This window comes from Autumnicola musiva (assembly GCF_031846585.1).
Taxonomy (GTDB): Bacteria; Bacteroidota; Bacteroidia; order Flavobacteriales; family Flavobacteriaceae; genus Autumnicola; species Autumnicola musiva.
The window spans coordinates 14,019-32,769 of record NZ_JAVRHK010000008.1 but is presented as its reverse complement, the minus strand read 5'-3'; the positions used below and the strand labels follow the sequence as shown (position 1 = coordinate 32,769).

19 protein-coding genes are annotated in these 18,751 nt (G+C 37.1%); 7 read left to right on the top strand and 12 right to left on the bottom strand.

Annotation, left to right across the window (positions count from 1 at the left end):
• Positions 1-11: 11 nt before the first annotated feature.
• From RM539_RS11700 to RM539_RS11660, 9 genes are all read right to left on the bottom strand, one after another.
• Complete coding sequence (locus RM539_RS11700) at positions 12-1,673, bottom strand: M56 family metallopeptidase (protein WP_311503586.1); 1,662 nt, start codon at positions 1,671-1,673, stop codon at positions 12-14.
• A complete protein-coding gene (locus RM539_RS11695) occupies positions 1,670-2,041 on the bottom strand; it encodes a BlaI/MecI/CopY family transcriptional regulator (RefSeq protein WP_311503585.1) in 372 nt (123 codons plus the stop codon). Before RM539_RS11695 ends, RM539_RS11700 begins: the two co-directional genes overlap by 4 nt.
• Before the next feature lie 129 nt (positions 2,042-2,170).
• Entirely contained in the window at positions 2,171-2,539 is a 369-nt protein-coding gene (locus RM539_RS11690) for a nuclear transport factor 2 family protein (protein WP_311503584.1), read from the bottom strand.
• A 5-nt stretch (positions 2,540-2,544) separates the two neighbouring features.
• Entirely contained in the window at positions 2,545-3,474 is a 930-nt protein-coding gene (locus tag RM539_RS11685; protein WP_311503583.1) for a UDP-3-O-(3-hydroxymyristoyl)glucosamine N-acyltransferase, read from the bottom strand.
• A 127-nt stretch (positions 3,475-3,601) separates the two neighbouring features.
• Positions 3,602-4,168: an elongation factor P gene (gene efp, locus RM539_RS11680; protein WP_311503582.1), complete on the bottom strand. Its 567-nt coding sequence runs from the start codon at positions 4,166-4,168 to the stop codon at positions 3,602-3,604.
• 6 nt (positions 4,169-4,174) lie between these two features.
• Positions 4,175-4,960, bottom strand: a complete 786-nt coding sequence (gene lpxA / locus RM539_RS11675) for an acyl-ACP--UDP-N-acetylglucosamine O-acyltransferase (RefSeq protein ID WP_311503581.1) — start codon at positions 4,958-4,960, stop codon at positions 4,175-4,177.
• A gap of 6 nt (positions 4,961-4,966) precedes the next feature.
• Positions 4,967-6,367, bottom strand: a complete 1,401-nt coding sequence (locus tag RM539_RS11670) for a bifunctional UDP-3-O-[3-hydroxymyristoyl] N-acetylglucosamine deacetylase/3-hydroxyacyl-ACP dehydratase (RefSeq protein ID WP_311503580.1) — start codon at positions 6,365-6,367, stop codon at positions 4,967-4,969.
• Positions 6,360-7,388 carry a UDP-3-O-(3-hydroxymyristoyl)glucosamine N-acyltransferase gene (gene lpxD, locus RM539_RS11665; protein WP_311503579.1) on the bottom strand — a complete coding sequence of 343 codons (1,029 nt, stop codon included), beginning with the start codon at positions 7,386-7,388 and terminating at the stop codon, positions 6,360-6,362. The genes RM539_RS11670 and lpxD overlap by 8 nt, the downstream gene beginning before the upstream one ends.
• Before the next feature lie 24 nt (positions 7,389-7,412).
• Positions 7,413-8,642: an HD domain-containing protein gene (locus tag RM539_RS11660; protein WP_311503578.1), complete on the bottom strand. Its 1,230-nt coding sequence runs from the start codon at positions 8,640-8,642 to the stop codon at positions 7,413-7,415.
• A 234-nt stretch (positions 8,643-8,876) separates the two neighbouring features.
• Here RM539_RS11660 and porX point away from each other — a divergent pair, with 234 nt between their 5' ends.
• From porX to RM539_RS11635, 5 genes are all read left to right on the top strand, one after another.
• On the top strand, positions 8,877-10,427 hold the full coding sequence (gene porX / locus RM539_RS11655) for a T9SS response regulator signal transducer PorX (protein ID WP_311503577.1): 1,551 nt from the start codon (positions 8,877-8,879) through the stop codon (positions 10,425-10,427).
• A 137-nt stretch (positions 10,428-10,564) separates the two neighbouring features.
• Entirely contained in the window at positions 10,565-10,969 is a 405-nt protein-coding gene (gene tsaE, locus RM539_RS11650; protein WP_311503576.1) for a tRNA (adenosine(37)-N6)-threonylcarbamoyltransferase complex ATPase subunit type 1 TsaE, read from the top strand.
• Between the two features lie 356 nt (positions 10,970-11,325).
• Entirely contained in the window at positions 11,326-11,934 is a 609-nt protein-coding gene (locus RM539_RS11645; protein WP_311503575.1) for a hypothetical protein, read from the top strand.
• 63 nt (positions 11,935-11,997) lie between these two features.
• Positions 11,998-13,200, top strand: coding sequence for an alanine dehydrogenase (locus RM539_RS11640; RefSeq protein ID WP_311503574.1), 1,203 nt, complete (start codon positions 11,998-12,000; stop codon positions 13,198-13,200).
• A 92-nt stretch (positions 13,201-13,292) separates the two neighbouring features.
• On the top strand, positions 13,293-13,673 hold the full coding sequence (locus RM539_RS11635; protein WP_311503573.1) for a hypothetical protein: 381 nt from the start codon (positions 13,293-13,295) through the stop codon (positions 13,671-13,673).
• A gap of 44 nt (positions 13,674-13,717) precedes the next feature.
• Here the strand turns inward: RM539_RS11635 and bcp are convergent, their stop codons facing one another.
• Positions 13,718-14,167 carry a thioredoxin-dependent thiol peroxidase gene (bcp, locus tag RM539_RS11630; protein ID WP_311503572.1) on the bottom strand — a complete coding sequence of 150 codons (450 nt, stop codon included), beginning with the start codon at positions 14,165-14,167 and terminating at the stop codon, positions 13,718-13,720.
• A gap of 30 nt (positions 14,168-14,197) precedes the next feature.
• On the opposite strand from bcp, the gene RM539_RS11625 reads away from it, so the two are divergent.
• Positions 14,198-14,863 carry an endonuclease III domain-containing protein gene (locus RM539_RS11625; protein WP_311503571.1) on the top strand — a complete coding sequence of 222 codons (666 nt, stop codon included), beginning with the start codon at positions 14,198-14,200 and terminating at the stop codon, positions 14,861-14,863.
• 53 nt (positions 14,864-14,916) lie between these two features.
• On the opposite strand, the gene RM539_RS11620 is transcribed toward RM539_RS11625, so the two are convergent.
• Together RM539_RS11620 and RM539_RS11615 are read right to left on the bottom strand one after the other, a co-directional pair.
• Positions 14,917-15,069, bottom strand: a complete 153-nt coding sequence (locus tag RM539_RS11620; protein ID WP_311503570.1) for a hypothetical protein — start codon at positions 15,067-15,069, stop codon at positions 14,917-14,919.
• A 55-nt stretch (positions 15,070-15,124) separates the two neighbouring features.
• Positions 15,125-15,712, bottom strand: coding sequence for an RNA polymerase sigma factor (locus RM539_RS11615; RefSeq protein ID WP_311503569.1), 588 nt, complete (start codon positions 15,710-15,712; stop codon positions 15,125-15,127).
• A gap of 227 nt (positions 15,713-15,939) precedes the next feature.
• Here RM539_RS11615 and uvrA point away from each other — a divergent pair, with 227 nt between their 5' ends.
• Positions 15,940-18,726 carry an excinuclease ABC subunit UvrA gene (gene uvrA, locus RM539_RS11610; RefSeq protein WP_311503568.1) on the top strand — a complete coding sequence of 929 codons (2,787 nt, stop codon included), beginning with the start codon at positions 15,940-15,942 and terminating at the stop codon, positions 18,724-18,726.
• Positions 18,727-18,751 lie beyond the last annotated feature (25 nt).

Sequence of the window (18,751 nt, the reverse complement as noted above, 5' to 3'; positions counted from 1 at the left end):
ACTCCACTTTTTTACCTGATGGAATCCCGAATAATCTTATAGACAGAATCTCTGCGTTTCTCCATCTGAATACGCCTTTGCTCAAATTCTTCCCTTCGCTCTTCCATTTTTGCACGCATTTCTTCACTTGTCTCCATCCTCTTTTGCATTTCTTTTTGTCTTTTCTGCAAATCTTTCTGTCTTTGTTCCATTTCTTTCTGCCGCTCCTGCATCAAAGCCATACGTCTTTCCATCATTTCTTCTATACGTACACTATCCTTCGAATAGTGCAGGCGCATTGCCTGAGACATTTTTCGATTTGAATAAATACTGTCAGGAACCGGTGGCGCGGGTGGTGCCGTTGCATTGGCATCTTCCATAGCAGGTGGTGGTGGCGGTGCCGGAAAATCTTTATGGGGCGACTCAGGAGGTGGCGATGGTAATAAACTACCTCCTTTAATTTTAGCAAATCGCGTTTCAAGATATTCCTTATTTAACTTTTGAAGAAAACCTTTTTCAGCATTTGAAATAGAAATATTAAGATTTGCATTCGCAATCTCTTCTTCAGTCCAGTCCCTGGTTAGGGAATTTAGCTTTTTTCTGAAATCCTCAAGTTTTGCCTTCTCGTCGTTTAGCAAAACACTCTCCCCACCAATTAATATGGAAATAGATTTTCTTTTTTGCTGAAAAGAGTTTTCTTGTTGCACCTGTTCTTTAAAATTAGACATAAAAGTACGATTATTAATAGTTTCACCTGAAGGAGGCTTTGCAACTATTTCATTATTAAAAAATAAAAGACAAAGTGCAATTACCGGCAGCAATAGGCTTAACCTTGCCGCCATTCTTTTTCCTGAAAATGGTTTTGAAATCATAAGTATTCGTTTTTTGACATGCCGACCCGGTTTTTCTATAAAAAATTTTTTACCGAAAATCGTCAGGCGGGTTAATGAATGATTGAATGCGCTCGACATGCCGGAGTGATGAGAGCCTGCCGAGTAATTGAGTAAAAGTTGTGAATATTCGAAGGCATCTGTATTGCTGCTGATTACCTCTTCATCTGCCAGAAATTCATGATTTATCTGAATGGACTTTTTAAAGAACAAAAACAACGGATTAAACCAGAAGATCACCTGCAAAAATTCAATTATTAATATGTCCCAGGAATGTTTTTGACTCACATGTGCCTGTTCATGTTTCAGAATTTCAGTGGAAATTTTATTTTCTTCAAAATCTTTTTTATTCAGAAAAATATACTTCAGGAAGGAATGCGGAGCGGTCTTAATTGGTAGTAAAACGTTGATGAATTTTCCTGAGACCACTTTTTCATTTAGGCTGATTTTATTTCCGAAGTGCATTAAATTCCGCAGAAACCTTATACCTAAAATTGCAAATCCAATTCCATAAACTGTCCATAATATTTCAGGAATAAAATCTGACACATTCCAAACGGAATGCTGAAAATTGCTATTTTCGGCATTCTGCATAATTACAGGAACAGCGTGATTTTTCGCCGGTATTTCTATAGCTTCCGTATGATAAGAAAAAGTAATTAAAGGAAGTATCATTGAGAAAAGAAGCGATCCTAAAAGATAAAACCTCTTAAAGTTATGTATTTTCTCGTTTTCCAGGGCTGTTTTATAAAAAGCAAACAGGAGCAGGAGACAAAGAGCCGATTTTAGAAGATAGATTATCATAATTTCTTCTTTTTAATTTGTTCATCTATAAGCTGTTTTAAATCTTTAAGTTCATTCTCACTTAAATTGGATTCTTTTGTGAAGAAAGATGCAAATTGTGATGCCGAATCATTAAAGAAATTTTTAATAAGGCCATTTACCTGCTTGGAAAAATAATCTTTCTTCCTTACCAACGGGAAATATTCCCGAGATCTTCCGTACTGTACATAATCTACAAACTTTTTATCCTGCATGCGCCTTAGTAAAGTTGCAACTGTAGTGGAGGCTGGTTTTGGCTGGGGATATGCCTCAATAAGATCTTTCATAAAGGCTTTTTCCTTCTTCCAAAGGATTTGCATAAGTTGTTCTTCTGAATTGGAGAGCTGCATCTTCTACAGTATTAAAGTTTACTCTACAAATGTAGAATAATATTTTAATTCTACAAACATAGAACATGTTTTTTATAAAAAACCCTGCTAAAATACAGCAGGGTTTTCATTCACTTAAACTTTTTTAACTTAATCGGCCAATTGACTTATTTGATGTCCGGATTTAAGTTTATCTTTTTCCAGCTTCCAAATTGCTATGAAATGTGCCAGGGGTATTTCTTCATCGGGATTTTCAATAGTATTTACATGATAGGTAAAATCAATTACCACTTCTTCACCTTCCTGTATAATTTTAGTCACATCAATACGAAGCGATTCATAAGACCCGCCCATTTCAGCGGCAAAAGCTGAAATATCATTATAGTTCATCAACCTTAAACCTGTACTGCTATTCCAGGTAAGTTCAGCATCAGGATGCAGGTAATTTTTAATTACATCAGGATCTGTATAAAAACATTCGTAAAACTTCTCAATAATCTCTTTACCCTGTTCACTCATTTCTGCTATTTAAATTTAGCGATTAAGTTAGGCAATTGTCTTAAAAGCGCCAACTCTTTTAATTTGGCACGGGACTCCATTGCAGGATTTCCTGTATAGATTTTTCCTTCTTTGGTAGATTTTGTAATTCCGGCCTGGCCCATTAACACACCTCCCTTTTTTACAACAATACCACTACGCATTCCTACCTGTCCCCAAACGGTGACTTCATCCTCAATTATTACAGCACCGGCAATTCCTACCTGCGAGGCAATAAGACATTTCCTGCCAATTACGGTATCATGGCCAATCTGGATCAAATTGTCCAGTTTTGTACCTTCGCCAATTGTAGTGTCTCCCGTTACGCCTTTGTCTATGGTACAATTTGCTCCTACATCAACATTGTCTTTAATAACCACTCTTCCACCCGATTTTAATTTATCAAAACCTTCCGGACGATTTTTATAATAGAAGGCGTCACCCCCTAAAACAGTACCTGAATGAATAGTTACATTATTACCAATTACGGTATTATCATAAATGCTAACATTAGCGTGAATAAGACAATTATCGCCAATTACAACGTTGTTCCCAATAAATACATTAGGCTGAATAATAGTGTTCTCCCCTATTTTTGCTGAAGAAGAAATGCTGTTTTCCGACTTCTGGAAGGGTTGAAAATATTCAGTAAGCTTATTGAAATCCCGAAACGGATCATCTGAAATCAACAAAGCCTTCCCTTCAGGGCAATCTACTTCTTTATTGATAAGAATTATCGTAGCAGCAGAATTTAATGCTTTATCATAATACTTTGGATGATCTACAAAAACAATATCACCCGGCGTTACCACATGAATCTCATTCATCCCTTCCACCGGAAAATTTTCATCTCCCGTATAATCACAGGAAAGAATTGTAGCAATCTGCTTAAGCGTATGTTTTTGCTGAAATTTCATAACAGACGGTAGTTGTTAGAGGTTAGACGTTAGTGGTTTTGAAAAGTAATCTTTAGCTTGAAAATTGCAATTTTTGGACATACTCCTTTACTTTTTCACTTTTTACTCTCTTACTATTCCCTAACAACTACTCCTTCATCCGTTCTTTGTACGTCCCTTTTTCGGTTTCAATTTTAATCTTATCTCCTTCGTTGATGAAAAGCGGTACGTTAACCTCTGCTCCTGTTTCTACGGTAGCAGGTTTTGTAGCATTTGTAGCTGTATTTCCCTTTACACCAGGTTCAGTATGTGTTATTTCAAGAACTACACTTGCGGGCATTTCGGTGGATAATGGTGCGTTATCTTCAGTATTAATTAAAACCGTAAGCACTTCACCTTCTTTTAAAAGCTGCGGCATATCCAGGGCATTTTCTGTTAACCTGATTTGGGTATAATCCTCTACATGCATAAAGTGATAAAACTCGCCATCCTGATAAAGAAACTGGTATTTATGAGTTTCCACCCGAACATCTTCAATTTTATGTCCTGCGGAAAAAGTATTATCAACCACTTTTCCGGTAGTAACACTTTTTAGTTTTGTACGAACAAAGGCCGGGCCTTTCCCTGGTTTTACATGAAGAAATTCAACAATTTTATATATATCGTGATTATAACGAATGCATAATCCTTTCCTGATATCACTTGTACTTGCCATTTTGTATTAATTTGAGCTGAAGTATCCTTTCATAATACCTCGTTGTGAGTTTTTAATAAATTCCAATATCTCATCCCTTTCTGCGCTTGCCTGCATTTCTGCTTCAATTATAGCAACAGCCTGGGAGTTATTATAGTTTTTCTGATAAAGAATACGGTAAATATCCTGTACTTCCCTGATTTTTTCAGTAGTAAAGCCTCTCCTTCTAAGGCCGATGGAATTAATCCCAACAAAAGAGAGTGGTTCCCTTCCTGCTTTTACATAAGGAGGCACATCTTTTCTAACCAGTGACCCTCCGGTAACGAAGGCATGGTTACCAATACTACAAAACTGCTGAATAGCCGTCATTCCTGCAAGAATTACATGCTCACCTACATTAATATGTCCTGCTAAAGTACTATTATTGGAAAAAATGCAATTATCGCCCACAATACAATCGTGCGCAATATGACAATAAGCCATTATCCAGCAATTTTTTCCAATTACGGTTTTCATCCTGTCTGAAGTACCGCGATTGATGGTGACACATTCCCTGATTGTGGTATTATCTCCAATTTCGGTCACCGTATCTTCATCATCAAATTTCTTATCCTGTGGAATAGCAGAAATTACTGCACCGGGAAATATATTACAGTTTTTGCCAATCCTGGCCCCTTCCATTATAGTTACGTTAGAACCAATCCAGGTTCCCTCCCCTATTACAACATTGTTATGAATTGTTGTAAAAGGTTCTATGACCACATTTTTGGCAATTTTGGCTCCCGGATGAACGTATGCTAAAGGTTGGTTCATAAATACTTATTTTGATTTTACAATTTGTGCCATTAAAATAGCCTCAGTGGTAATTTTTCCATTCACGTAGGCGTAGCCCTGCATCTGGCAAATGCCGCGGCGGATTGGAGCAAGAAGTTCAAGCTTGAAAATAAGTGTATCTCCCGGGACCACCTGTTGTTTAAAACGAACATTATCAATTTTCATAAAATAGGTAAGATAATTTTCGGGATCCGGCACCGATTTTAATGCCAGAATTCCGCCGGTTTGTGCCATAGCTTCTACCTGAAGAACGCCCGGCATTACCGGTTTCCCCGGAAAATGTCCCACAAAAAAAGGTTCATTCATGGTTACATTTTTCATTCCCACCACCGAACTTTCCGTTAATTCATAAATTTTATCCACAAGTAAGAACGGAGGACGATGCGGTAAAGTATTCATAATATCGTTTACATCCATAAGCGGCACCTGGGAAAAATCTATTTTAGGTGCATTATTTCTTTTATCGTCCTTTATTTTCTTGGCCAGTTTTTTCGCAAACTGGGTATTTACATAATGTCCGGGTTTATTGGCTATAACTTTTCCTTTAATTTTAGTTCCTACCAGGGCAAGATCCCCTAAAACATCAAGTAGTTTATGCCTTGCCGCTTCATTGGGATAATGTAAAGTTAAATTATCCAGTATCCCGTTAGGTTTAACAGCAATTTCATCCCTTTTAAAGGCTGCACGCAATTTTTGCAAAGTATCTTCTCCAATTTCCTTGTCCACATAAACAATAGCATTGTTAAGATCGCCACCCTTTATAAGTCCGCTACCAAGTAAAGCTTCAAGTTCATGAAGAAAACTAAAGGTTCGGGCATTCGCGATTTCGTCCTTAAATTCCCTTAGATGCGAGATTGACGCATTTTGGGTACCTAAAACTTCTGTATCAAAATCTACCATGGTGGTTACCTGGTACTCTTCCGCAGGCATTACAATAATTTCACTTCCGGATTTTTCGTCGTGATAGCAAACTACCTCATTTACCACATACTCTTTCCTTTCAGCACCCTGTTCTATCACTCCGGCTTTTTCCAGTGCCTCTACAAAGAATTTGGAAGAACCGTCCATAATTGGAGGTTCCGAAGCATTTAGCTCAATAACAAGATTATCAATTTCCAAGCCTACACAGGCCGCCAGGACATGTTCTGAAGTTTGAATTTTAACCCCGTTTTTTTCAAGATTTGTGCCTCGCTGGGTATTCACCACATAATTTACATCGGCCTCTATTACGGGACTTCCTTCCAGGTCTACTCTTTTAAAAACCAAACCGGTGTTTTCCTTAGCCGGTTTAAAAGTAAGAGTTACCTCCTTACCCGTATGCAGCCCCACTCCCTGCAGGGAGACATCATTCTCAATGGTTCTTTGCTTTGACACTTTTTCAGCCATTATTTTTTATTTTTTTTTCCAGTTGGTTTAGTTTATCCACTGTTTGGGACAAATTTTTAAAGTGTATGTAAGATTTATTATAATTACTATATCCTATTGCTGGAGATCCCTGCAAAATTTCATCATCTTTTATATTTCGCCCAACTCCCGATTGTGCCTGGATCTTAACACGATCTCCTATAGTAAGATGGCCAGAAATGCCTACCTGCCCTCCAATAAGGCAATTTTTGCCTATTTTAGTAGAGCCGGCAATTCCTGTTTGGGCCGCAATAGCTGTATGTTCTCCAATTTCCACATTATGGGCAATATGTATCTGGTTGTCCAGTTTCACTCCTTTTCGTAAAATTGTAGAACCCAGGGTTGCCCTGTCTATGGTTGTGGCGGCGCCCACATCTACATGATCTTCAATAACCACGTTGCCTATTTGCGGAACTTTGCTGTAAACGCCATTTTCATCTGGACTAAACCCAAAACCGTCCGCTCCTATCACAGAACCTCCGTGGATTGCACAGTTATTGCCAATTATAGTTTCTGAATACACCTTTACCCCGGCAAAAATGGTAACATCATTCCCGATTTTTACATTATCACCTATATAGGAGTTGGGGTAAATCTTTACATTATCGCCAATTTTTACCTTCTCCCCTATATATGAAAACGCGCCCAGGTAAAAATTTTCTCCATATTTGGCATTTTCTGAAATATAGCTGGGTTGTTCAATTCCGCTTTTATTAAGCTTTATTTCATTGTAATATGCCAGTAAGGTGGAAAACGCTTTATACGCATCTTTAACCTTAATAAGAGTAGTATTCACAGGCTGATCTACTTCAAAATCTTTATTTATAATAGTAATTGAAGCATTAGTCTTATATAAATAGGAGGTATATTTTGGGTTACTTAGAAAAGTAAGAGAACCTTCAGAACCTTCCTCAATCTTCGCCAATTCTGAAACTTCGGCTTCAGGATTCCCTTCCACTTCACCTTCCAGGATTTGCGCTATTTGTGCTGCTGTAAACTTCATTCTGGCAAAAGTAAAAAAAATGAGTCAATGTTTAGACTTTGGATAACAGATATAATATTTCACCACTGTTTTGGAGAGGGCTTTCAGATTTAGTTGGTCAGACACTTTAATAACATCATTAATTTTCCCGTTCTTGTGCAAAATGTTGATGTTATTTTTTTCCTTTTTATAAGCAAGATTGGTGATTTCTCCACTAAAGACAAAATATTCTGCCTCCCGCTCAGAAATATCGTGCTTCTGCTGAAGAGCTCTACTGTGCTTTTCAAGCTTTTGAACTGAAGGCCTTTTCTTCTTGATTTTCACCTTCAGCAAATCTCTGTGGATAATCATGCGGCAAAGGTTCCTGAGTACAAAATCTTTACAGCTCATCCACTCTTTCATAGCACAAACCACATCGTAATCATCTAAAGCGGCAAATTCTGCCAGTACTTCAGCATTAAAATTTTCCTTATTAATTTTCCTCTTCAGAAAATAATTAAGAGCTGCACTGGATTCAACCTTTTCTCCTTCATCAATTAATTCTTTGGCACGTCTTAAAACTCTTATCAATAACTGTTCAGCCACTAAACTGGTTTTATGAAGGTAAACCTGCCAATACATTAAACGGCGGGCTATCAGAAATTTTTCTACGGAATAAATACCTTTTTCTTCCACTACAAGTTCATCATTTACCACGTTTAGCATGGTGATGAGCCGCTCACTATTAATATTGCCTTCCGCAGCACCGGTATAAAAACTATCCCTTCTTAAATAATCCAGCCGGTCCATATCCATTTGACTGGAGATTAACTGGTTCATGAAATGGCGTTCATAATCTCCCTTAAACATTTGTATAGCCAGAGTTAAACTTTGGTTAAAGTCTTTATTCATTTCCTCCATAAAAAGAAGCGAAATGCATTCATGATCCACGCCCTCCACAATGCTGTGTTCCATTGTATGAGAGAAAGGGCCATGGCCAATATCGTGCAGTAAAATTGCAATTTGCAGTGCCTCTTCCTCTTCTGCAGAAATTCTAACTCCTTTATATGTAAGGATGCGCACAGCTTTCTGCATAAGATGCAGGCATCCAAGTGCGTGATGAAAGCGGGTATGGTGAGCCCCGGGATAAACAAGATAAGATAGTCCCATTTGAGAAATCCTGCGCAGCCTTTGAAAATAAGGATGCTCAATAATGTTGAAGATCCTCTGACTGGGAACTGTAATAAATCCGTAAATTGGATCGTTTAATATTTTGAGTTTGTTTTGTGAAGCCAAGCTTTTGAATTTGCTGGTAATTTAGGGCAATAAGAGGAAAAATTACTAAGTTAAAGGGAAAAATAGTGGAGAATGAAACTTAGAAAGAAATTTGTTTATAGCGTGCCAATGGCATTTAAAAATAGTAACCAGTAATTAGATAAGATAACACTGAATTTATAGCCTGAAGCCAGAAATCCTATTAAAAATAAACCGGAACAGAAATTTATAACCATTAATTGAAAAATTTAAACCATGAATAATATCAAGATACTTTGGGTAGATGACGAAATTGATTTACTAAAACCTCATATTATATTTCTGGAGTCCAGGGAGTATAATGTAAGTACTTGTAAGAGCGGCACTGAAGCCCTGGAGAAACTGGAGGAAGAAAGTTTTGATATTGTTTTTTTAGATGAAAACATGCCTGGTCTAACCGGATTGGAAACCCTTTCTGAAATAAAAGAAAAAAGCGAAAACCTTCCTATTGTGATGATCACCAAAAGTGAGGAAGAATTTATTATGGAAGAAGCTATAGGTTCTAAAATAGCCGATTACCTCATAAAACCAGTAAATCCCAATCAAATTCTGCTGAGCATCAAAAAAAATCTGGATCATTCCAGGCTGGTTTCAGAAAAAACCACTTCCAGTTATCAGCAGGAATTTCGAAAAATTGCTATGGATATGGGTCAGGTAAATACCTTTGAAGAATGGGCCGAAATGTACCAACGGCTTATTTACTGGGAGTTGCAACTGGAAAATATTGAAGACAGCAGTATGGGCGAAATCCTTGAATCCCAGAAACTGGAGGCTAACACACAGTTTTGTAAATTTATTGATAAGAATTATGCTTCCTGGTTTGATAAAGATGCCGAACCACCAATCATGTCCCATACCCTGTTTAAAAGAAAAGTGGTTCCAGAAATTAATAAAGACCAGCCTACTCTTTTAGTTGTAATTGACAATCTTAGGTATGACCAGTGGAAAGCCTTTGAGCCCATTGTAAGCAACTTTTATAAAAAAGAAAAGGAAATACCTTATTACAGTATTCTGCCTACAGCTACTCAATACGCGCGAAATGCCATCTTCTCAGGCCTTATGCCCAGCGAAATGGAAAAGCTTTTTCCTGAATACTGGAAAAACGACACAGATGAAGGCGGAAAAAATAATTATGAAGAAAATTTTCTGCACGAACAATTGAAGCGGCTCGGACTGGATTACAATTATGAATATCATAAAATAAGTAACCTGAAGGCAGGAAAGAGACTTGTAGAAAACTTTAAAACGCAAAAAAAGAACGACTTGACTGTAGTTGTTTACAATTTTGTTGATATGCTCTCACATTCTAAAACAGAAATGGAGGTTATAAAAGAACTGGCTTCTAATGATAAATCTTATCGTTCTCTTACCCAAAGCTGGTTCAGGAATTCCCCTCTCCTGGAAATAATCCAACAGGCACAACAAATGGGCTTCAAGCTAATTATCACTACAGATCATGGCACCATCAATGTAAAAAACCCTTCCAAAGTTATTGGCGATAAAGACACAAGTTTGAATTTAAGATATAAAACGGGAAAAAGTCTTACGTATGATAATAAGGATGTACTGGCAGCGGTAAATCCCAAAAGTATTCACCTGCCCACACTTACCATGAGTAGTTCCTTTATTTTTGCAAAAGGAGATCTCTTTTTTGCATATCCTAACAACTTCAACCATTATGTAGGATATTACAGAAACACCTATCAACACGGGGGAGTGAGCCTGGAGGAGATGATTATCCCCTACATAACATTATCTCCAAAATAGCATTTTGTCGACAAAACGCTATTTTTTACCGATGTAATACATCTGGACAAACCATACAAATATCTGATATTCAATATTATGTATATAATACCGATAAATTACATATATTTATCCTCCCGAATTCTGACTAATTAATAATGACGTTAACCTACGATCTGGATCAAATGGATATTGCCGCCAGGCATATCCTAACTAACACCAAAAGCAAAACATTGCTTTTTTATGGCGAAATGGGTGCAGGAAAAACCACTCTTATACGGGCACTTGTTCGTGTAATGGGCGCTGATGATTCCGCCTCCAGTCCAACCTTTTCTCTGGTTAACGAATACCATTCTCAAAAAGGGACAATATTTCATTTTGACTTTTACCGGATAGCGTCTGAGGCAGAAGCTTTGGATATTGGAATTGAAGATTATTTTGATTCCGATGCCTGGAAATTCATAGAATGGCCTCAAAAAATTGATAGCTTTATTCCTGAAAAATCGCAAAAAGTTGAAATTTCGATTAGAAACGAGAAATCCAGAATGTTAAAATTATATTAAAAAATATACAAAAAAGAGATGTCTTGCTAAAAAATTATTGTAAGAAAAAAATTACATATTGATAAATAAATTTAAGCGGGAAGAATATTATTTAACAAGTTAGCGAAAAATTAAAGAAGTTTATCTTACTTTTGAAAAGTAAAATTTTCATAAGTATAGTATTTTATTTCCCAAAAAAAAGCTGCAAAAGTACAACTAATATATTTAGAGGCAGGGCTTTAGGTTTTTTATAGGTTTGTATCAGAAACAAAACGAAATACCAACCTTAAAAACACAATTTATGAAAATTAAAGCAGTATTATTCGCAGCAGCAATTTTTGGAGCAAGCTTTTTTGTAACCTCAACTACAGATAACAATGATCAAGAAATCATCAAAAAGCAGGCAGTCGATACAAGGAAGATCAGGATTCCTACTAACGGGTAGTATCTTTGCATTAATTATTGCTTTTTCACCATATATTTTTTATTTATATGAAATTTTCCCAAACGGTCCTGTTTGGGAAAATTCTTTATTTACCTATGAAAGTAAATATTATCTTGATGTTGCTACTGCTGCATGGACTTTTCTAGGTAAATTAACTCCTTTACTTTTATTACTGATCTGGTTTTTTACCTGTAAGCACTGGTGGTATCATGTGATTCTGGTTCCAGCTAGTATGTATGCTTACCAATTAATTTCTGCAATTTATGAAGATATGTCTGCTACCGGAGGAGTTATTGACGCTAATCAATTAATTTACCTTGCACCATTTTTTATTATTATTCTCTCAATTGTTTATTTAATAAGAATTAAAATTTTTGATCGCATTTATGGCCTTGAAGATTTAAGCGAACTCGAGGAAACTGAAGTCTCTGTTTTTTCCCGTATTTCAGATAGAGAAAGAAGAGAAATTAAATCACTTCGGGAAGAGGATGAAACTCAACAAGAAGATTTATTAGTGGAAGATTACTACCGAAAACTCTGATACCGCTTCTTCTTATTTATTTTCCTAAATTAGTCGTACTTTAATTGTTATAGCAAAAGCAGTATGGCGAAACAACAGGTATCCCCTTTTACTAAAGAACAACTTATCCCCCAGGAGGAAACTCTTGAAATCCACAAGAACAAGGGCGAACTTTTTATAGGAATCCCCAAAGAAACGTCTTACCAGGAAAAAAGGATATGCCTTAGCCCCGATGCTGTTGCTGCAATTACCTCCAACGGGCATAGAGTACTTATTGAGTCTAATGCAGGAAGGTGGGGCCGCTTTAGTGACCGGGATTATAGTAATGCCGGAGCTGAAGTTACCAAAGACACCAAAAAAGTTTTCTCCTGCCCTACAATTTTAAAAATAGAACCGCCTTCCATGGCAGAGCTGGAAATGATAAATCCGCAAACGGTTTTAATTTCTGCCCTTCAAATAAAAACCCAGTGTAGGGAATATTTTCAAAAATTAGCTTCCAAACGTATCACAGCTCTTGGCTTTGAGTTTATTCGGGATGAAGATGGTTCTTATCCAATTGTAACGGCGCTGAGTGAAATTGCCGGTACGGCTTCTGTGCTTATTGCTTCAGAAATTATGAGTAATCATGCAAAGGGTAATGGGCTTATGTTTGGCAACATTAGTGGCGTTCCTCCAATAGAAGTGGTAATTCTGGGTGCCGGTACGGTAGGAGAATTTGCTGCCCGTTCTGCTTTGGGACTTGGAGCAAACATAAAAGTTTTTGACAGCTCTCTTACCAAATTAAGAAACATTCAGTCCAAACTGGGCCAGGCCTTTTACACTTCCACAATTCAGCCCAAAAATTTAAGTAAAGCACTTAAAAGGTGTGATGTGGTTATAGGTGCAGTTCGTGGTAAAGACAGATCTCCCGTTTTGATTACGGAAGATATGGTTTCTTCTATGAAACGTGGTGCTGTAATTATTGATGTGAGTATAGATATGGGTGGTTGCGTGGAAACCAGCGAAATTACTTCTCACGACAATCCCATTTTTGAAAAGCATGATGTAATTCATTATTGCGTGCCTAACATACCATCCAGGTACGCACGTACCTCTTCGCTTTCAATTAGTAATATTTTCACCCCGTACCTGCTGCATATAGCAGAAGAAGGCGGTTTAGAGAATACCCTTCGTTTTGATAAAGGATTAAGAAGTGGGTTGTATTTTTACCACGGAATTCTTACCAATAAATCTATAGCTGATTGGTTTGATCTCAATTATCGGGATATTAATTTGCTCATCTTTTAGAAGATACCGGCAACTTACCTGTAACTTTATTGCTTCTACCTTTAACATACGGAAGGAGTTTAATATTTTTGCTCACAATTCAAAAAAATTAAATGAAATTAATTCACAGGCTTGGCTTTTATGGCTTTGGACTCATACTTGGAATAATTATCTTGATGTTTTTTCTGGGAGGAAAAAGAACCTCCTGTGATTATTCTCCGAACGCACGGGTATTGAAAAACATCAGGATTAAAGAAAGGTCTTTTTCCGAAGATGCATTAATTTTTTTCAGAACAAGCGATTTGGATACGGCTGTGGTTTCTAATATACTTGAAAACGGAAATGTGGATTTTGGAAAAAGCGAGACTCAAAAAGATCCCTGCCATATTTATTATATTACGGGAGAATCTTCTAAGCTGGAGCAATTAGAACTACAAATAGAGAACTGTGACAGTACGGCCACAATTATGAATGCACACCATAGAGAAGAATAAAACAGTCGGAATAAATTCAATTTTTCCCGACTGCTTTAATGAGATTAGATTATCTGGGCTGAATGCTCCTTGGTTTTCACTTTTTGAATGACTTCTTCAATTTTACTATTTTCATCTATAATAAATGTGGTACGATGAATTCCTTCATATTCTTTCCCCATAAATTTTTTTGGCCCCCAAACGCCGTACGCGTTTATTACATCCTTATTTTCATCGGCTAATAATGGAAAAGGCAATTCATATTTATTCTTAAAGTTCTGCTGTCTCTTTTTGGAATCGGCACTAACTCCAAGGATAGCATATCCTTTTTTCTCAAAATTTTCCCAGTTATCTCTTAAATTACAGGCTTCTGCAGTACAGCCGGGCGTGCTTGCTTTGGGATAGAAAAACAAGACCAGTTTCTTTCCTTTAAAATCAGATAAGTTCAATTTATTACCATCCTGGTCTTCTGCTGAAAATTCAGGAGCTTTATCCCCTGCTTCTAATGTTATCATAATTTTTATTTTTGCTTAAAATTACAATTTATGAATAAACAGCAAAAGGTTGAATACGTTATAAAAACCCTGAATGAAATATATCCTGAAATTCCCATTCCTCTTGATCATAAAGACCCTTATACCTTACTTATTGCTGTTTTGCTTTCGGCACAGAGTACAGATGTAAAAGTGAACCAGATAACTCCTTTGCTTTTTGAAGTTGCCGATACTCCTTACAAAATGGTAAAACTTTCGGTTGAAGAAATAAAGGATATTATTAGACCCTGCGGACTTTCCCCCATGAAATCTAAAGGAATCCATGGCTTATCTGAAATTTTGATTGAAAAACATAATGGCGAAGTCCCTGCCAATTTTGATGCTTTGGAAGCACTTCCCGCCGTAGGCCATAAAACCGCGAGCGTGGTAATGTCCCAGGCATTTGGAGTCCCTGCTTTTCCCGTTGACACACATATTCACCGACTTATGTACAGGTGGAATCTTAGCAATGGCAAAAACGTAGCTCAAACCGAAAAAGATGCCAAAAGGCTTTTTCCGAAAGATCTCTGGAATAAACTACACCTTCAGATTATATGGTACGGGAGACAATTTTCCCCTGCCCGGGGTTGGGATCTCGAAAAGGATATTATCACCAAAACTATTGGCAGAAAAAGCGTAATTGCAGAATATCTGAAAAAGAAAACAAAGAAAAAGTAGATTTTCTGAAAACAAAAAAGACCTATCGGCTAATGAACAGGTCTTTTAAACAATCAATTAAGAAGTAAATTAAACTTCATAATTTTTCCATCTATCACACTTAAAGCTTTTGAATAATTCAAAAGAAACTCTACAGTTTCTTTCTCAGGCTTAAGGTTTTTCAAATTTTCTTCGGTTGAAGATTTTTTATAGTAAATTTTCCCCATTTAATTATTTTTTGAGTTTGTTTTTAATAAAACGCACCTTAAACGGGGATATTGTTTATTGATTTGTTAAAATTAAGTTACGTTTTTCAATCATTTTCCGAAGATTTATAAGGGCATAACGCATTCTACCCAAAGCAGTATTTATACTCACTCCGGTGCGTTCAGAAATTTCCTTAAAGCTCATATCTTTATAGATTCGCATGGTAAGTACTTCCAGTTGATCTTCGGGCAGCTCCTTTATTAGCTCCTGTACATCGTTTTCAATTTGATCTTTTATAATTTGGGTTTCAGCATTAAGACCGGTATCGCTTAATACTGAAAAAATATTAAAGTCGCCATTATTTTCAAATTTCGGCATCCTTTTGTTTCTTCGGAAGTGATCTATTACAAGATTATGGGCAATTCTCATCACCCACGGCAGAAATTTTCCTTCTTCATTATATTTACCACGTTTAAGTGTATTAATCACTTTTATAAAAGTTTCCTGAAAAACGTCTTCCGCGACATCGCGATCAAAGACTTTGGAGAAGATAAAACTGTAAATCCTTTGTTGGTGCCGGTTGATTAACCGGGAAAGAGCATGCTCATTACCTCGGATATATTCTTTTACGAGATAAGCATCGGTTATCTGTTGATTTGCCATTATAGTTACTTTTTTACAGGAACAAAAGTTCCCGTGGGTTAGGTTTTAGTTTAAAAGTAACTTTGTTTAATAGGCTTCAGAATTTATTATATGATGCCAAAGATAGTAACATAAATTTGAGAAATACAAATAAAAACTTAACTTTTTAACATTACTCTAAGGTTTGAGTAACTTTTTACACTGATGCTTATTGAGTACCTTTGCACTCTTATTTTAGAAATCTGAATATGAGTATTGACGTTGAAAAGGTAAATCCAAAACAAAATATAATTATTAAGGGTGCAAAACTGCATAATCTTAAAAATATAAATGTTGTTATCCCCCGTAATAAGCTTGTAGTTATAACAGGGCTCTCCGGTTCAGGAAAGTCCAGCCTCGCATTTGATACGCTTTATGCTGAAGGCCAACGCCGTTATGTGGAAAGCCTTTCGTCTTACGCCCGGCAATTCCTCGGGAGGCTTAACAAGCCAAAGGTAGATTATATAAAAGGCATAGCCCCGGCAATTGCCATAGAACAAAAAGTGAATTCTACCAATCCAAGATCTACCGTAGGAACATCTACTGAAATTTACGATTATCTTAAATTACTTTTTGCGCGTATAGGCAAAACCTACTCTCCCGTCTCGGGAAATGAGGTTAAAAAGAATACTGTTTCTGATGTTATAAAATACGTTAAATCCTTTGATAAAGGCGAAAAACTGCTCCTCCTCGCCCCTATTCATATTGAAAAAGGAAGGTCCCTGGAAAAGAAAATCAACGTTCTGGCCCAGCAGGGATACAGCCGGATTAAAATTGGCGATGCTGTAAAGCGTATAGATGAAGCCGATCTTAAAAATGCCAATCCTGAAGAAACATCTTTAGTGATAGACCGGATAATAACTAAGGATGAAGAAGATTTCTATAACCGACTGGCAGATGCCGTAGAAGCAGCATTTTTTGAAGGTAAAGGTGAGCTTTATATTCAGAAAATGAAAGATGGTGAAGCGCATCACTTCAGCAATAAATTTGAACTGGACGGCATGAGTTTTCCTGAGCCGAATGTGCATCTCTTCAGCTTTAATAATCCTTATGGTGCCTGCCCCAAATGTGAAGGATACGGAGATGTAATTGGAATTGATGAGGATCTGGTTATACCCAATACCGGATTATCCGTTTATGAAAATGCCATTTTCCCCTGGAGAGGTGACAGCATGAGCTGGTATCGCGATCAGCTGGTTAATAATTCCCATAAATTCGATTTTCCAATTCATAAACCATATTATGAATTAACTGATGAGCAAAAAGCACTGGTGTGGAATGGGAATGAATATTTTGAAGGGTTAAACCAGTTTTTTGAATTTTTAGAAAGCAAAGCCTATAAAATTCAGAACAGGGTAATGCTATCCCGTTACCGTGGAAAAACAACGTGTTCTGTTTGTAAAGGTAAAAGGCTAAGGCCGGAAGCTCATTACGTAAAAATTAGCGGACTCAATATTACAGATTTAGTGGAAAAACCACTGGACCAGGTAAGGGCATTTTTTCAAGAGCTGGAATTAAATGAATATGATGCAAAAATTGCTAAACGTCTTTTAACTGAAATCCGCAACCGACTAGAATTTTTATCAAATGTGGGGCTGGATTATCTTACATTAAACAGGAAATCCAATACCCTTTCGGGCGGGGAATCTCAGCGAATAAACCTGGCCACCAGCCTGGGGAGCAGCCTGGTGGGATCTATGTACATTCTTGACGAACCTTCCATTGGCCTGCACCCAAGGGATACAGAAAGATTAATTGGCGTGCTTAAGCATCTTCGGGATTTGGGAAATACTGTGATTGTGGTGGAGCATGATGAAGATATTATGAACGAAGCCGATGAAATTATTGATATTGGCCCTGAAGCCGGTACGAATGGAGGTGAAGTGGTGGCAACGGGAAACCTTCAGGAAATTTTAAAATCTGAATCTCTTACGGCAAAATATCTTAACGGGAACATGAATATTGATGTTCCGCAGAAAAGAAGAGTTTCCAAACAGCAAATTACCGTTGTTGGTGCCAGGGAGAATAACCTTAAAAATATTAATGTAACTTTTCCCTTGGGAATTTTTACAGCTATAACGGGGGTTTCAGGAAGTGGCAAAAGTACTTTGGTAAAGAAAATCCTTTATCCTGCTGTGCAAAAAGAATTGGGCGGCTATGGAGAAAAGGCAGGTCAGTTTACAGAAGTTAAAGGAAATTTCAAAAACCTGGGAAGCGTGGAGTTTATCGATCAAAATCCTATCGGCCGGTCATCGCGCTCCAATCCGGTAACTTATATTAAAGCTTATGATGATATCCGGAATTTATTTGCGAACCAGCGTTTATCATCAATAAGAAATTTTAAAGCCAAACATTTTTCTTTTAATGTAGATGGCGGTCGTTGCGATACCTGCAAAGGTGAAGGCGAGGTAACTATTGAAATGCAGTTTATGGCCGATGTTCATTTAGAATGTGAATCCTGTGACGGGAAGCGTTTTAAAAAAGAAGTGTTGGAAGTTACATTTGCCGAAAAAAATATTGATGATGTACTGAATATGACCATAGATGATGCTACGGCATTCTTCAGCGAAAACAATGAGGATAAAATTGTAAAAAAATTAAAGCCGCTTAAAGATGTGGGGCTGGGGTATGTGAAACTCGGTCAAAGTTCTTCCACTCTTTCCGGAGGGGAAGCCCAGCGGATTAAACTGGCTTCATTTCTGGTAAAAGGAAATACTAAAGTCAAAGCCCTTTTTATTTTTGATGAGCCAACCACCGGCTTACATTTTCATGATATTAAAAAGCTGCTGAAATCCTTTAATGCGCTTATTGAAAAAGGACATTCGGTGGTGGTTATTGAACATAATATGGATCTGGTGAAATGTGCCGATCATGTAATTGATCTCGGCCTGGAAGGAGGCCAAAAAGGAGGAAATCTGGTAGCCCAAGGCACTCCTGAAGAAGTATCAAAAAATAGAAAATCCTACACTGCTGAATATCTTTCGAAAAAATTATAAATAAAGGGATTTCTTGAAATTGACT

Excerpts from the sequence above, each read along its gene's own strand:
- RM539_RS11700 (WP_311503586.1), bottom strand. The coding sequence starts at position 1,673 with ATGATAATCTATCTTCTAAAATCGGCTCTTTGTCTCCTGCTCCTGTTT.
- RM539_RS11695 (WP_311503585.1), bottom strand. The coding sequence starts at position 2,041 with ATGCAGCTCTCCAATTCAGAAGAACAACTTATGCAAATCCTTTGGAAG.
- RM539_RS11690 (WP_311503584.1), bottom strand. The coding sequence starts at position 2,539 with ATGAGTGAACAGGGTAAAGAGATTATTGAGAAGTTTTACGAATGTTTT.
- RM539_RS11685 (WP_311503583.1), bottom strand. The coding sequence starts at position 3,474 with ATGAAATTTCAGCAAAAACATACGCTTAAGCAGATTGCTACAATTCTT.
- efp (WP_311503582.1), bottom strand. The coding sequence starts at position 4,168 with ATGGCAAGTACAAGTGATATCAGGAAAGGATTATGCATTCGTTATAAT.
- lpxA (WP_311503581.1), bottom strand. The coding sequence starts at position 4,960 with ATGAACCAACCTTTAGCATACGTTCATCCGGGAGCCAAAATTGCCAAA.
- RM539_RS11670 (WP_311503580.1), bottom strand. The coding sequence starts at position 6,367 with ATGGCTGAAAAAGTGTCAAAGCAAAGAACCATTGAGAATGATGTCTCC.
- lpxD (WP_311503579.1), bottom strand. The coding sequence starts at position 7,388 with ATGAAGTTTACAGCAGCACAAATAGCGCAAATCCTGGAAGGTGAAGTG.
- porX (WP_311503577.1), top strand. The coding sequence starts at position 8,877 with ATGAATAATATCAAGATACTTTGGGTAGATGACGAAATTGATTTACTA.
- tsaE (WP_311503576.1), top strand. The coding sequence starts at position 10,565 with ATGACGTTAACCTACGATCTGGATCAAATGGATATTGCCGCCAGGCAT.
- RM539_RS11645 (WP_311503575.1), top strand. The coding sequence starts at position 11,326 with ATGATCAAGAAATCATCAAAAAGCAGGCAGTCGATACAAGGAAGATCA.
- RM539_RS11640 (WP_311503574.1), top strand. The coding sequence starts at position 11,998 with ATGGCGAAACAACAGGTATCCCCTTTTACTAAAGAACAACTTATCCCC.
- RM539_RS11635 (WP_311503573.1), top strand. The coding sequence starts at position 13,293 with ATGAAATTAATTCACAGGCTTGGCTTTTATGGCTTTGGACTCATACTT.
- bcp (WP_311503572.1), bottom strand. The coding sequence starts at position 14,167 with ATGATAACATTAGAAGCAGGGGATAAAGCTCCTGAATTTTCAGCAGAA.
- RM539_RS11625 (WP_311503571.1), top strand. The coding sequence starts at position 14,198 with ATGAATAAACAGCAAAAGGTTGAATACGTTATAAAAACCCTGAATGAA.
- RM539_RS11620 (WP_311503570.1), bottom strand. The coding sequence starts at position 15,069 with ATGGGGAAAATTTACTATAAAAAATCTTCAACCGAAGAAAATTTGAAA.
- RM539_RS11615 (WP_311503569.1), bottom strand. The coding sequence starts at position 15,712 with ATGGCAAATCAACAGATAACCGATGCTTATCTCGTAAAAGAATATATC.
- uvrA (WP_311503568.1), top strand. The coding sequence starts at position 15,940 with ATGAGTATTGACGTTGAAAAGGTAAATCCAAAACAAAATATAATTATT.